A 12,521-nucleotide genomic window follows, 5' to 3' on the forward strand; every position below is an offset into this window, starting at 1 on the left:
GTTCCCCGTCTCGGCGGCTCGGGTGTCCCACGTGGATGCTCGGGCCGCCGCTGCGCTGCTGGCCTGGACGGCTCGCTTCGCCTGGGCTTTGCTGCGGGCGTCGTTGGCATGGCTGCGCGGACACCTGCGCTGGGCACTTGCCTTCTTCGCGGCCTCGGCGGTCCTGCGCCTGCTGGGCAACGTCACTGGCTTCCGTGAGGCGCTGGCCCTGGCCTTTGGTCCGGCCCTCGCCTCGGCGGTGTGGGTGACCGGCTGGCCCACGTCGTACGAGCGGCTCTGCGCTAGTCCTGCTCGTCGGGTGCGGTGGCGTCGCTGGGTCCGGAAGAACTGGGCTCACCTGTCCCGGGAGTGCGGCCTGTCGGTCTCCCGCACCACCAAGTCCCGCAGCTTCGGGCTCGTGCCCAAGGAGGGGTCGCGGTTCGTCGCCTCTCAGTCGCAGACGGTCACCGTGTGGTCGCACCCGCGGCTGATGGACGTGACGACGGCGGGATCGCTGCTGCGGCTCATGATCCGCACCCGCACCGGGCAGACCGTCCAGGACCTCGAGGCGGCTGCCGCACCACTCGCCGCAGCCGCGGGTGCCCACGCGTTCCGGTGCGTGCAGCTGTCGCCCTCGGTGGTCGAGGTCGTCCTCGTCATGCGGGACTCGCTCACCGACGCCCGTCCGGCCGAACTGCCCGAGGCGGTCTACCTCAACGCTGTGACGCTGGGTCGACGTCAGGACGGGACCCCGTGGCACCTGAGCGTGACCGGGCGGCACACCCTCGTCGTCGGCTGCTCCGGGTCGGGCAAGGGCTCGATCTTCTGGGGCGTGTGCGCCGGCCTTGCTCCCGCCGTCCGCGCGGGGCTGGTCCGGCTCTGGGGTGTGGACCTCAAGCGCGGCGTCGAGGTCGGCATGGGGCGAGGCATGTTCTCTGCCGTGGCCACCGACCCCAACGAAGCGGTGGCCCTGCTGACGCGCCTGCTGGCCATCCTTGAGGAGCGCGGGCATCGGATGGCCGGACATACCCGGCTCCACCGCCCCACGCAGGAAGACCCGCTGCACGCCCTCGCGATCGACGAGCTGGCCGTGCTGACTGCTTACACCGACCCGGAGACCAAGAAGGAGGCCTCCCGGCTGCTGGCCGAGATCCTGACCCAAGGCCGCGCCCTCGGCGTCGTCGTCCTGGCCTGCGTGCAGGACCCCCGCAAGGAGGTCGTCGGCCTCCGAGGCCTCTTCACCCAGACCATCGCCCTCCGCCTGCGCTCGGCCGAGGAAACCCGGATGGTCCTCGGCGACGGCGCGGCTTCCGTGGCTCCCGCGCATCGGATCAGCCCCGCGATGCCTGGCACCGCCTGGGTGGTCGACGAGGACGGCAGTACCGACCGAGTCCGGGCCGACTGGTGGTCCGATCTGCTGGTGCGACAGGTCGCGGCCCGACACCGCGCCCCGGCCACTGAGGACCTCCTCGCCGCGCGTGGAGGACAGGGGTTGACCCACACGTGCGACGTTCCTGCGGGGGACTCGGTTGGGGTGCGGGCCGCGCCTGCGCCGGGGAAGCGTACGTCACGAAAGCCACAAAGGGAACGGCTACCCCGGGCGTCTCGTGCGCCTCGCACGTCACAGACCCCCACCTCCGACAGCGGCGGTGGCGCGGCATGACCAACACGGGCCGCTCCAGTCTGACCTCCTCGCCCTCCTCGTTTCCGGGGTTCGGCGAGGAGGCCGGGCTGGACCTGTCCGTGCCCTCGGCCCGCGTCGCCGGAGAGATCGCGGCCCGGCTGGTGTCGCGGGACTTCCGGGAGTGGTCCGAGCAACTGGCGCGGGTCGGGAACTGCGTGAACCCGGTCCGGCTGCGGGGTCGGTCCCTGACCGTCGACACCAGGACCGGGGAGGTCGTCGGGACCTACTCCAGCGAGCATGAGCACAACGGCATCACCCTCATCCGGTGCGGCAACCGCCGCGCCTCGGAGTGCCCCGCCTGCTCCCGGATCTACGCGGCCGACATGTTCCACCTGATCCGCACCGGCGTCACCGGCGGCAAGGGCGTCCCCGACACGGTGAGCGAGAACCCGCTGGTGTTCGCCACGGTCACCGCCCCCTCGTTCGGGCTTGTGCACGGGCTGCGGGAGAACGGCCGCCGCTGCCGCGCCCGCTTCGGCAATCCGCGGTGCGAGCACGGCCGTCCCCTGAGCTGCATGGCCAACCACGAGGAGGGCGACCCCGCCCTGGGCCAGCCGCTGTGCCCGGACTGCTACGACTACGAGTCCCACATCGTGTGGCAGTGGTGGGCGCCCGAGCTCTGGCGGCGGTTCACCATCGCGCTGCGCCGACTGATCGCGCACGCCTTGGGCGTCCCCGCGACGCGGGTCGGTGATCACGCGACGTTGCAGTACGCCAAGGTCGCCGAGTACCAGCTGCGCGGGCTCATCCACTTCCATGCCCTCGCCCGCCTCGATGGTCCGAAGACCGACGAAGGCTTCGCCCCCGCGCCGGACCTCATCGGCGCGGCCCGGCTGTCCGAACTCATCGCCGAGGCTGCTGCCTCGGTCCGGTTCACCGCGCCGCCGATGTTCGACGGCGATCGTTCTCGGGTGCTTGCGTTCGGTGCTCAGGTCGACTCTCGGGCGGTCCGGACCTCCCGGCGCACCGACGACCCCGACCAGGCCCTGAGTGCGGAGCAGGTCGCCGGCTACCTCGCGAAGTACTCGACCAAGTCGGCCACGGACACGGCCGCGACCGGCAACGCCCACCTGCGCCACATTCGAGCGACCGCCCGAGAAGTGGCCGACGCCGCAAACGTCCACGCGGCGGAGGTCACCGGTGGCGACGTCGACGCGATGAGTGAGGCCCCGTACGCGCTGCTCGGCAAGTGGGTGCACATGCTCGGCTTCCGGGGCCACTTCGCGTCCAAGTCCCGCCGCTACTCGGTCACCCTTGGCGGCCTGCGACGCGCCCGCCGCCGCGCCCAAGCCCTGATTCAGGACGCCAAGGCAGAGGGCCGGCCCCTCGACCTCACCCAGCTCGAGGCCGACCTCATGGCCGACGACGCCGAGGAGACCACCCTCGTCCTCGGTCAGTGGGAGTTCCTGGGCACCGGCTGGGCCACCGAAGGCGAGACCGTGCTCGCCATGGCTGCAGCTGCCCGCGCTCGTGAGTACGACCAGTACAAGGCGCAGGTCCGCAGGAACGGCAAGAACCGATGACAGGAGCAGTGATGGACAGCGAGTGGAATGTGCGGGAGCCCCTGCTGAACGTGCAGCAGGTGGCCGACTACCTGGGCGTCTGCAAGCGGACGGTCTACAACCTGCGCAACGAGGGCAACTTCGCGCCGGGGACCAAGATCGGCCGGAAGGTCATGTGGCGCGAGTCGGTGCTCAAGGCGTGGCTCGAGGAAGCCACTGAGGCGCCGGGGGAGTCGGCGGTCTACAAGTTCCGGAGTGCCGGGTGAGCATCTACAAGACGCCGAACGGCAAGGCGTGGCGGGCCTTCCTGAAGTATCGGGGACACCGCGACTCCCGGACCTTCACCCGCCGTCAGGACGCCGTGCGCTGGCTGACGGAGCAGAAGTCGGAGATCGACCGTGGCTCGTGGCTCGACCCGGCGCGCGGTCAGATTCCGACCAGCGACCTGTTCGAGAAGTGGCTGGCCACGCGGGATGTGGAGGGCTCGACCCGGCGCAACGACCGGGCGCTCTGGCACTCCTACGTCGATGGCCGCTTCGGCCGGGTCCCGGTGGCCTCGATCTCGGCGCCGATGGTCCGGGAGTGGGTCGCGGGCCTGACCACGAAGAAGGGCCCCGCGGCGCCTCGGACGAAGCGGGATGCGCTGCGGGTGCTGCGGGGTGTCCTGGGCTATGCGGTCGAGGACGGCCGGGTCCCTCGAAACCCTGCCGTGGGCATCAAGATCGCGGGCACCAAGGGCACGCCCGGTCAGGCGCTCTCACTGGCCGAGCTGCGGGTCTTCGTCGCGGCGTTGAAGCCGCCACACCACGAGGTCGCCTTGGTGCTGGCCCTCGCGGGTCTGCGCTGGTCGGAGATCGCCGCCCTCGACGAGCGCGACGTGGTCCGCGACGACGACGGCCGGCTGTTCCTGGCGATCCGCCGCCGTCACGTCCTCGACGAGGAGGGCAAGCGGGTCACCCTCCCCGGGACCAAGGGCGGCCGCTCGGTCACGCGCATGGTCCCGGTCCTCCCAGAGCTGGTCCCGATCATCGAGCGTCACCAGACCGGCCACCCACACCGGCCGCTGTTCCCCTCGCCGCGCGGTGCCCGGCTCGACTCGCGGCACTGGCGACGAGACGGCGGGTGGAAGGAGGCGTGCGAGCTCGTGGACCGCGTGGGCCTGCGTCCGCACGACCTGCGGCACACCGCCGCCACCGCGTGGCTACGGATGACCGGCGACCTCAAAGCCGTCCAAAGCCTGATGGGGCACAGCACCGCGAGCATGACGCTCGACCTCTACGCGCACGTCCTCAACGACACCCTCACCCGGGCCGCGGACGTGATGGCCAAGGGGCTGGCGGACGCGGCCGAGATCGATGGCCAGGGTACGCGCGAGCCCGGCCAGAACAGCCAGGGCTCGTAATGGGCTCGCGAGTGGCTCGAATCGTTCCGAGCGATGAGGTCGCAGGGAGCCTCAATCCGGCTCTGACCTGCGGAAACAAAATGGTCGGGGTGACAGGATTTGAACCTGCGGCCTCTTCGTCCCGAACGAAGCGCGCTACCAAGCTGCGCCACACCCCGTGGCTGTCGTGCACCACCCGAGGGCAGCGAGAAGAGAGAATAGCCGAGCCCCCGCCGCATCACCGAATCGGGGTCCCCGAAGCGGCGCCACGAGGCTCACGACCCCTTGGCCACCAGGGTCAGCAGGGTCGCCTCGGGCCGGCAGGCGAACCGCACCGGCGCGTACGGCGAGGTCCCCAGACCGGCCGACACCTCCAGCCACGCCGCGTCCGCGGGGGCCTGTGAGGACGGAGCGCCAGCCGCCCCCGGCCACCACCGCGAGACCCCCTTGGCGCGCTTGCGGTCCAGGTCGCAGTTGGTGACCAGCGCGCCATACAGGGGCAGGCACAGCTGCCCACCGTGCGTGTGCCCGGCAATGACGAGACCGGCGCCGTCGCCGGTCATCTGGTCCAGGACCCGCGTGTATGGCGCGTGGGTCACCCCGATGGTCAGCTCGCCGGAGCTGCCGCCCGGGGTGGTGCGCTCGGGGTAGCGGTCGTAGTTCAGGTGGGGGTCGTCGACACCGACGAAGTCGAGGTCCTGCCCGGCCACGGTCAGTGCAGCCCGCGTGTTGGTCAGGTCCACCCAGCCGCCCTTGCCGAACGCGTCGACCAGGTCGGAGGTCGGCAGCGGCTGCCCGCCCAGGCCCTTGCGGTAGCCCTTGGTGAGGTAGCGCGCCGGGTTCTTGGGCCGGGGTCCGAAGTAGTCGTTGGAGCCCAGGACGAAGACGCCCGGCCGCTCCATCAGCGGCTCCATGGCGCGCACCACGGCGGGCACGGCGTCAACGTCGGCCAGGTTGTCCCCGGTGTTGACGACGAGGTCCGGCTCGAGGGCGGCCAGCCCGCGAACCCACTCGATCTTGCGGCGCTGCCGGGGCACAAGGTGCAGGTCGGAGACGTGCAGCACCCGCAGCGGCGCGGCGCCGTGGGGCAGCACGGGCACGCGGAACCGGCGCAGGGTGAAGGCGTTGCGCTCGATGAGCGAGGCGTAGGCCAGGCCCGCCGCGCCGGCGGCGACGGTCCCGAGGGCGGTGCGGGTGAGTGCGTTCATCGGCCCCATCCTCGCAAACGCCGGGCCCGCGCGGGGTGGGAGACTGCGACCCATGACCCAGACCTCGCTCAAGACCACCCTCCAGGCCGAGCTGCAGACCGCCATCCGTGAGCGGGACCAGGTGCGCGCCGGCACCCTGCGCATGGCCCTGACCGCGGTCACCAACGAGGAGGTCGCGGGCAAGGAGGCGCGCGAGCTCTCCGACGACGAGGTCCTCAAGGTCATCACCAAGGAGGCCAAGAAGCGGCGCGAGGCGGCCACGGCATACACGGACGCGAAGCGGCCCGAGCTCGCGGAGCGCGAGCTCGCCGAGCTCGCCGTGCTGGAGGCCTACCTGCCGCAGCAGCTCAGCGACGCCGAGCTCGACGCGATGGTCGCCGAGGCGGTCACCGAGTCCGGCGCGACCGGTATGCCGCAGATGGGCCTGGTCATGAAGGCTGTCCAGCCGCGGGTGGCCGGCCGCGCCGAGGGTGGGCGCATCGCCGCCGCCGTGAAGAAGGCCCTCGCCGGCTGACCACCGGTCGCCGGGGCTGCCCCGCCCCGCCCCGCGCTCGTGCGCGCCGCGCAGCCGATCGCGCAGGAACGTCACACCTGACCGCGAACGAAGTCGGCAGAGTGTGACGAACCTGCGCGCCGCCCCGAGAGCGTCGGATAACGGGCCCAAGAAGAGGACTCGGCCGGCACGTCGGGCAGACAGCACAGCACCCGCCACCTGGACCCAGGTGGCGGGCGCTGTCAGGTCACCCGTGGTGCTTCTTCTTATGGCTTGGGGGGTGTGGTGGGTTTGGGACTTTTGGAGGGTGTGGGTTTCGTCGGCTTCGGCGTGGGCGTCTTGGTCTTCGTCGGGGTCGGCTGGGGTGCCTTGCCGGTCGAGACCGTCACGGCCACCGAGGACCCGCGCAACGCCCGGCTCCCGGCTGCCGGCGAGGTGAAGACCACCGTGCCGGCCGGCTGACCGGAGTCGACCGACCCGCCCTTCACGCCATTGAAGCCCGCCGCGTCCAGCCGGGCGATCGCCTCGTCGACGGGCAGCCCGCCCACGAACGGGACCACGATCTGGTCGCCGAACTTGATCTTGTCGCTGGTGTCGCCGAACTGCTCGATCGGCATGCCCGCAGAGGCCCGGTCCATGATCGCCTTCCAGATCGGGGCGGCGATGGTGGCACCGAAGATCTGGCCGGCGTAGAAGTGGTTGCCGATCTTCATGTTGCGCAGGTGGGTCTTGTTGTCCAGCGGCGTCCCCACCCAGACGGTCGTGGCCAGCTGCGGGGTGTAGCCCGCGAACCACGTCTCGTTGCTGTTGTCGGTGGTGCCGGTCTTGCCCGACGCCGGCCGCCCTCCGGCCAGCTCGTTGCCGGCGGCGGTGCCCTTGATGAGCACCGGCTTGAGCACCTGGGTCACGCCGTTCGCGACGTCGGCCGACAGCGCCCGGCGGCACGGGTTCGCCGGCAGCTTGATCGACTTGTGGTTGCTGGTGGTGATCGAGACGACCGGCACCGGCGGGCAGTAGATGCCGCCGGAGGCGACCGTCGCGTAGGCCGAGGCCAGGGTCAGAGGTGACACGGGGTCCGAGCCCAGGGTGACCGGCGAGGGATAGGTCTGGATCTCCGCGCCGGAGGACTGGTGCAGGCCCATCTTGGTCATGACCTTCTGGACCTTGCAGACGCCCAGCTTGGCGACCAGCCCGGCGAACGCCGTGTTGACCGAGTAGGCGGCGGCGTCGGAGAGGCTGATGTTGCCGTTGCGGGTGCCTTCGTCGTTGCGCACGGCGAAGGCGACGCCGGAGCGGCACCGGTCGGCGTACTCGCCCGGGGAGAAGTACGCGGCCTTGTGGGCGTCGGCGGGCTTGGCGTAGATCGACGAGTTCACCGACATGCCGTTCTCGAGGGCCGTGGCCACGGCGAACATCTTGGCCGTCGAGCCGTACTGGAAGCCGCCGCTGCTGCCGTACTTCTGGTCGACCGACCAGTTGACCTCGTTGTTGCCCAGCCCCTTCTTCGTCGAGAAGTTGGTGTTCTGCCCGATCGCCAGGACCTTGCCGGTGCCGGGCTCGATGACGGCGGCGGCGGCCCCGATCCGGGCCGAGTTGCCGACCGGCACCCGCTTGCGGATCTCCTCGTCGACGGCCTTGACCGTCTTGGGGTCGAGCGTGGTCTGGACGGTCAGGCCGCCGGTGTAGAGCAGGCTCTTGCGCTCCTTGACGGTCCGGCCGAGGGCGGGCTGCTGCATGAGCCAGGCCAGGGTGTACTCGCAGAAGTACGGGTAGGGGGAGGCCTGGCAGGTGCTCTGCCCGGGCGTCACGTGCAGCTTGAGCTTGCTGGCGCGGGCGGTCTGCCACTGCGCGTCGGTGACCATCCCGAGCTCGTGCATCCGGTCGAGCACGACGTTGCGCCGCGCCAGGGCCTTGTCCGGGAAGTGGACCGGGTCGGTGGAGGACGGCAGCTGGACCAGGCCGGCCAGCGTGGCGGCCTGCGGCAGGTTGAGCTTGCTGGCCGGGACGCCGAAGTAGTGCCGGGCGGCCGCCTCGACGCCGTAGGCCAGGTCGCCGTAGTAGACGAGGTTGAAGTAGCCCTCGAGGATCTGGTCCTTGCTCATCTGCTTCTCGAGGCTGACCGCGAGCTTGAGCTCCTGGAGCTTGCGGGCGTAGTTCTTCGCCGTCGCCGCCTGCGCCGCCTCCTTGTCGTTGGCGCGCAGGGCGTTCTCCTGCAGCGTGATCTTCACGAACTGCTGGGTCAGGGTGGACGCGCCCTGGGTGTTGCCGCCGTTGGCGTTGGAGATGAACGCCCGGGCGATGCCGTGCAGGTCGACGCCACCGTGCTCGTAGAACCGGCTGTCCTCGATCGCGACCTGCGCCTGGCGCATCACCGGCGCCACCTGCGACAACGGCACGATGATGCGGTTCTCGTCGTAGGGGGTCGCGATCAGCGAGCCGTCGGAGGCGACGATGCGGGACTGCTGCGACAGCGCCGAGCGCTGGAGGTCGCCTGGCAGGGAGTCGAAGGCCTGGACCCCCGCCCGCGCGGCGGCCCCGGAGGCGCCGGCCAGCGGCATGACGAGGCCGGCTCCGAGCACCCCCAGGACGACCGACGTGGCGACGAGGGCGCCGAGCAGACTGGCGATGCTGGCGAAGTTGGTGGCGCGTCCCTGCATGCTGGCCAGCATACGTGCGGACCCCCTCCGGGCCGGTGACTAGTCACTTTGGGGGTGTCCCGAACTATCCCTCCTAGTCATGGTCCCCAGGTGTGCTCCCTCCCTATCGTCGAAACATCGCAGCCGGGCGCGTTCTGTCCGGTTTTGAGAGCAGGGAGGCCAACCGTGACCGTCATGACTTCGCGCACCACCAGTGCAGGAGGCGGGCGTCGCGTGTGGGTCGAGGAATGGGCTCAGCAGGGGGCTTGCGGCAAGGCCGATCCGGACGCGTTGTTCGTCCAGGGCGCCGCACAGCAGATCGCCAAGCAGATCTGCATGGGTTGCCCTGTCATCGCCGAGTGCCTCGCCGACGCGCTGGACAACCGCACCGAGTTCGGCGTCTGGGGAGGGATGACCGAGCGCGAGCGTCGTGCCCTGCTCAAGCGTCGCCCCCACGTCCCGTCCTGGCGGGCCGTCCTCGAGACCGCCCGGCTCAACGCCGACCGACCGGCCTCCTGATCTGCTGACCCTGCGCCGCCCGTCCTCACCGGGGACGGGCGGCGCCGTCACGTATCGCGCGCCCCTCGCCTGAGGCTGGGGTCGGGATGGGCCTCGGGGCTAGTGCCCGGCGAGCGAGTCGCCGACGGCCCGCAGGCCCTCGAGGTCGTGGATGTCCTCGGCCGCCGCGGCCACCTGCACCACCGGGATCCCGGGGTGGCCGGCCGTGAACCGTCGGGCCAGCTCCTGGTGGCGGGAGGCGACCTCGGCCTGGGCCGCGTGCACCCGCAGCAGCCCCTCGGCCACGCGGGCGGACGCCGAGCCGTCCTCGGCGAGCTGCTCGGCGGCCGCGAGCGCGCGGCCGCTGGAGAGCCCGCGGGCCTGCACGGCATACATCCGGTTGACGACCACCCCGGCGAGCGGCATCTGCTCCTCGGCGAGCCGGTCGACGAAGAAGGACGCCTCGCGCAGGGCGTCGCGCTCGGGCGCGGCGACCACGAGGAACGCGGTGCCGCCCTCCTGGAGCAGGGAGTAGGTGGCCTCGGCACGCTCGCGGAAGCCGCCGAACATCGTGTCCAGCGCGGCGACGAAGGTCTGCACGTCGGTGAGCACCTGGGCGCCGAGGATGCGGTTCATCGCCTGGGTCGCCACGCCGACACCGGCGCTGAAGACCTTCAGGTAGGCCCGGCCGCCGGCCTTGGCGGGGGCGGTGAGCAGCCGGATGAACCGGCCGTCGAGGAACGAGCCGAGCCGCTTGGGGGCGTCCAGGAAGTCCAGGGCGGAGCGCGACGGCGGGGTGTCCACGATGATCAGGTCCCAGCTGCCGTCCTTGTCGGCCTGGGCCCGCAGCTGCCCCAGCTTCTCCATCGCCATGTACTCCTGCGTGCCCGCGAAGGAGCTGGAGACTGCCTGGTAGAAGGGGTTGGCCAGGATCTGCTCGGCCTTCTCGGCGGTGGAGTGCTGCTGCACCACCTCGTCGAAGGTGCGCTTCATGTCGAGCATCATCGCGTCGAGGGACCCGCCGGCGCCCTCGTCGACGCCCTTGACCGGCCGCGGGGTGTTGTCCAGCGAGGTCAGCCCCAGCGACTGCGCGAGCCGGCGGGCCGGGTCGATGGTGAGCACCACGACGTGCCGGCCCTGCTCGGCGGCCCGCAGCCCCAGCGCCGCGGCGGTGGTGGTCTTGCCGACCCCGCCGGCGCCGCAGCAGACCACGATCCGGGTCGCGGGGTCGGAGAGCATGGCGTCCACGTCGAGCGGCACGGCGGCGTCCTTGCGGGCGGTCATCAGGCCATCCCCTGCTCGGCCAAGGCCTGGGCCAGCACCCGCACCCCGTCGGGGGCGATGCCCTCGGGCAGGGCAGGCAGCCGGTAGGTCGGGCGGCCGAGCTCGAGCACGGTCTGCGCCTCCTGCCTCTCGAGGGCGACCCGGGCGGCGTGGTCGGCCGCCTCGGCGAGCAGCCCGTCGACGAGGGCGTCGGTGACCTTGACCCCGGCCCGGTCGAGCTCAGTGACCACCTCGTCCCGCGGCAGGTCCCCGTTGGCGGCCGGCACGAGGGCCTTCTCCGGCAGCGCCTCGTCGCGGACCTGGTTGATCACCACGCCGCCGACCGGCAGCCGGGCCTCGCGCAGGTCGTGCACCGCGTCGACGGTCTCCTGCACGGGCATCTCCTCCAGCAGGGTGACCACGTGGACCACGGTCTGCGGGGAGCGCAGCAGGGTGGTGATCGAGTCGGCCTGGGAGCGGATCGGGCCCACCCGGGCCAGGTCGGCCACCTCGTGGTTGACGTTGAGGAAGCGCACCACCCGTCCGGTCGGCGGGGCATCCAGGACGACCGCGTCGTAGTGCGGCGGGGCCTTGGGGCCCTTGGCCCGCGGGTCGCGCCGGCGGCGGACGGCCTCGTAGACCTTGCCGATGAGCAGCACGTCGCGCACGCCCGGGGCGATGGTCGTGGCGAAGTCGATGGCGCCGAACTTCTCCAGCACGCTGCCGGCCCGGCCGAGCTTGTAGAAGATCTGGAGGTACTCCAGGAGCGCCGCCTTGGCGTCGACGGCCAGGCCGTAGACCTCACCGCCGTTCTCGGCGTGGGCGATCCGGGCCTCGGTGGACGCCAGTGGCGCCACGTCGAAGGTCTGGCTGATGCCCTGGCGCCCCTCGACCTCGGCCAGCAGCACCCGCCGGCCCTGGTCGGCCAGGGCCAGGGCGAGGGCCGCGGCCACGGTGGTCTTGCCGGTGCCGCCCTTGCCGGTGACGATGTGCAGCCGCACACCCTCCCAGTCGGGGTCCCGTCCGGACGCGTTGCCAGCCATGCCCGCGAGCCTATCCAGCGTCCGCGAGGCCGCGGACGGCGTCCCGCACCGTGGAGAACGCGGGGTGCGCCGGGTCGATCAGCCCGAAGTGCTCACAGCCCGGTATGACGGTCAGCCTCACCTGCGCGTGCTCCCGCACGGCGCCGGCCGGCTGGCGCATCCGCTCCTCGTAGGACAGCGACACCGCGACCGGCACGGTCACGTCGTCGGCGCCGTGCAGCAGCACCACCGGCACGGCCGGGCTCTGCCGGGCCGGGTCGGCGGCAGCCCAGGCGGCGTCGCTCCCCGCGCCGGGCTCGCCGCCCATCAGGCTCTGCGCGGCGTCCTCGCCCAGGTGCAGCCTCGCCGTGAGGGCCAGGTCGACGCACCCGGCCAGGGACACCACGCCGCGCAGGCCGTGCGCCCACGACTGCCCGGCCGCCCACGCCACGAGGTGGCCGCCGGCGGAGTGCCCGACCAGCACCAGTGGGGTGGGCAGGCCCGGGTCGGCCCGGACCGCGGCGACGGCGGCCGCGACGTCCTCGAGGGTGCCGGGGAACCCGCCACCGGGCATGCCGACCCGGCGGTACTCCAGCACCGCGACCGGGAAGCCGTCGTCGGCGAACGCCTGCGCCTCGCTGGCCGCGTGGGCGCGGTCGTACTCCGCCTGCCAGAACCCGCCGTGGACCACCACCACGGTCGTGCCGCGCGGGGTCCCTGAAGGCAACCGGACGTCATACACCTGGGCGGGGTCGGGGCCGTAGGCCTCGGTGCGGGAGGGCGGGGGAGCCGGCCGCGTCATCACCGCGCGGGGGTCGTTGGTCACGGAAGGCATCGTGCCAGTGGCCGCTAGAG

At 71.9% G+C, this 12,521-nt stretch carries 11 protein-coding genes and 1 tRNA gene; 6 read left to right on the plus strand and 6 right to left on the minus strand.

The window, feature by feature from the left end; translation table 11 throughout:
* The first annotated feature begins 31 nt into the window (after positions 1–31).
* Genes AC3ANM_RS13180 through AC3ANM_RS13195 form a run of 4 tightly spaced genes read left to right on the plus strand, consistent with a single transcriptional unit; the run spans position 32 to position 4,567 of the window.
* Complete coding sequence (locus AC3ANM_RS13180; RefSeq protein WP_488284873.1) at positions 32–1,642, plus strand: FtsK/SpoIIIE domain-containing protein; 1,611 nt, start codon at positions 32–34, stop codon at positions 1,640–1,642.
* Positions 1,639–3,186 carry a replication initiator gene (locus AC3ANM_RS13185; RefSeq protein WP_488284874.1) on the plus strand — a complete coding sequence of 516 codons (1,548 nt, stop codon included), beginning with the start codon at positions 1,639–1,641 and terminating at the stop codon, positions 3,184–3,186. The genes AC3ANM_RS13180 and AC3ANM_RS13185 overlap by 4 nt, the downstream gene beginning before the upstream one ends.
* An 11-nt stretch (positions 3,187–3,197) precedes the next feature.
* Positions 3,198–3,431 carry a helix-turn-helix transcriptional regulator gene (locus AC3ANM_RS13190; RefSeq protein WP_185746272.1) on the plus strand — a complete coding sequence of 78 codons (234 nt, stop codon included), beginning with the start codon at positions 3,198–3,200 and terminating at the stop codon, positions 3,429–3,431.
* A complete protein-coding gene (locus AC3ANM_RS13195; protein WP_488284875.1) occupies positions 3,428–4,567 on the plus strand; it encodes a tyrosine-type recombinase/integrase in 1,140 nt (379 codons plus the stop codon). Before AC3ANM_RS13190 ends, AC3ANM_RS13195 begins: the two co-directional genes overlap by 4 nt.
* 81 nt (positions 4,568–4,648) lie before the next feature.
* On the opposite strand, the gene AC3ANM_RS13200 is transcribed toward AC3ANM_RS13195, so the two are convergent.
* Together AC3ANM_RS13200 and AC3ANM_RS13205 are read right to left on the minus strand one after the other, a co-directional pair.
* Positions 4,649–4,725: transfer RNA gene (locus tag AC3ANM_RS13200), tRNA-Pro, on the minus strand.
* A 96-nt stretch (positions 4,726–4,821) separates the two neighbouring features.
* A complete protein-coding gene (locus AC3ANM_RS13205; RefSeq protein ID WP_488284876.1) occupies positions 4,822–5,754 on the minus strand; it encodes a metallophosphoesterase in 933 nt (310 codons plus the stop codon).
* Between the two features lie 52 nt (positions 5,755–5,806).
* Here AC3ANM_RS13205 and AC3ANM_RS13210 point away from each other — a divergent pair, with 52 nt between their 5' ends.
* Positions 5,807–6,268, plus strand: a complete 462-nt coding sequence (locus AC3ANM_RS13210; protein WP_488284877.1) for a GatB/YqeY domain-containing protein — start codon at positions 5,807–5,809, stop codon at positions 6,266–6,268.
* 245 nt (positions 6,269–6,513) lie between these two features.
* On the opposite strand, the gene AC3ANM_RS13215 is transcribed toward AC3ANM_RS13210, so the two are convergent.
* On the minus strand, positions 6,514–8,904 hold the full coding sequence (locus AC3ANM_RS13215) for a penicillin-binding protein (RefSeq protein ID WP_488284878.1): 2,391 nt from the start codon (positions 8,902–8,904) through the stop codon (positions 6,514–6,516).
* 174 nt (positions 8,905–9,078) lie between these two features.
* Here AC3ANM_RS13215 and AC3ANM_RS13220 point away from each other — a divergent pair, with 174 nt between their 5' ends.
* Positions 9,079–9,402 carry a WhiB family transcriptional regulator gene (locus AC3ANM_RS13220; protein WP_488284879.1) on the plus strand — a complete coding sequence of 108 codons (324 nt, stop codon included), beginning with the start codon at positions 9,079–9,081 and terminating at the stop codon, positions 9,400–9,402.
* A 99-nt stretch (positions 9,403–9,501) separates the two neighbouring features.
* On the opposite strand, the gene bagB is transcribed toward AC3ANM_RS13220, so the two are convergent.
* The 3 genes from bagB to AC3ANM_RS13235 are packed head-to-tail and all read right to left on the minus strand — an operon-like array spanning position 9,502 to position 12,492.
* Positions 9,502–10,665: an ATPase BagB gene (bagB, locus tag AC3ANM_RS13225; RefSeq protein WP_488284880.1), complete on the minus strand. Its 1,164-nt coding sequence runs from the start codon at positions 10,663–10,665 to the stop codon at positions 9,502–9,504.
* The gene (gene bagA, locus AC3ANM_RS13230; RefSeq protein ID WP_488284881.1) at positions 10,665–11,687 is read right to left on the minus strand and encodes an ATPase BagA; all 1,023 of its coding nucleotides are present in this window, start codon (positions 11,685–11,687) and stop codon (positions 10,665–10,667) included. The genes bagB and bagA overlap by 1 nt, the downstream gene beginning before the upstream one ends.
* Positions 11,688–11,697: 10 nt before the next feature.
* On the minus strand, positions 11,698–12,492 hold the full coding sequence (locus AC3ANM_RS13235; RefSeq protein ID WP_488284882.1) for an alpha/beta hydrolase family protein: 795 nt from the start codon (positions 12,490–12,492) through the stop codon (positions 11,698–11,700).
* Positions 12,493–12,521: the final 29 nt, after the last annotated feature.

It is taken from the genome of Oryzihumus sp. JJN4-3R, assembly GCF_057747915.1.

Excerpts from the sequence above, each read along its gene's own strand:
- AC3ANM_RS13185 (WP_488284874.1), top strand. The coding sequence starts at position 1,639 with ATGACCAACACGGGCCGCTCCAGTCTGACCTCCTCGCCCTCCTCGTTT.
- AC3ANM_RS13190 (WP_185746272.1), top strand. The coding sequence starts at position 3,198 with ATGGACAGCGAGTGGAATGTGCGGGAGCCCCTGCTGAACGTGCAGCAG.
- AC3ANM_RS13205 (WP_488284876.1), bottom strand. The coding sequence starts at position 5,754 with ATGAACGCACTCACCCGCACCGCCCTCGGGACCGTCGCCGCCGGCGCG.
- AC3ANM_RS13210 (WP_488284877.1), top strand. The coding sequence starts at position 5,807 with ATGACCCAGACCTCGCTCAAGACCACCCTCCAGGCCGAGCTGCAGACC.
- AC3ANM_RS13215 (WP_488284878.1), bottom strand. The coding sequence starts at position 8,904 with ATGCAGGGACGCGCCACCAACTTCGCCAGCATCGCCAGTCTGCTCGGC.
- AC3ANM_RS13220 (WP_488284879.1), top strand. The coding sequence starts at position 9,079 with ATGACTTCGCGCACCACCAGTGCAGGAGGCGGGCGTCGCGTGTGGGTC.
- bagB (WP_488284880.1), bottom strand. The coding sequence starts at position 10,665 with ATGACCGCCCGCAAGGACGCCGCCGTGCCGCTCGACGTGGACGCCATG.
- bagA (WP_488284881.1), bottom strand. The coding sequence starts at position 11,687 with ATGGCTGGCAACGCGTCCGGACGGGACCCCGACTGGGAGGGTGTGCGG.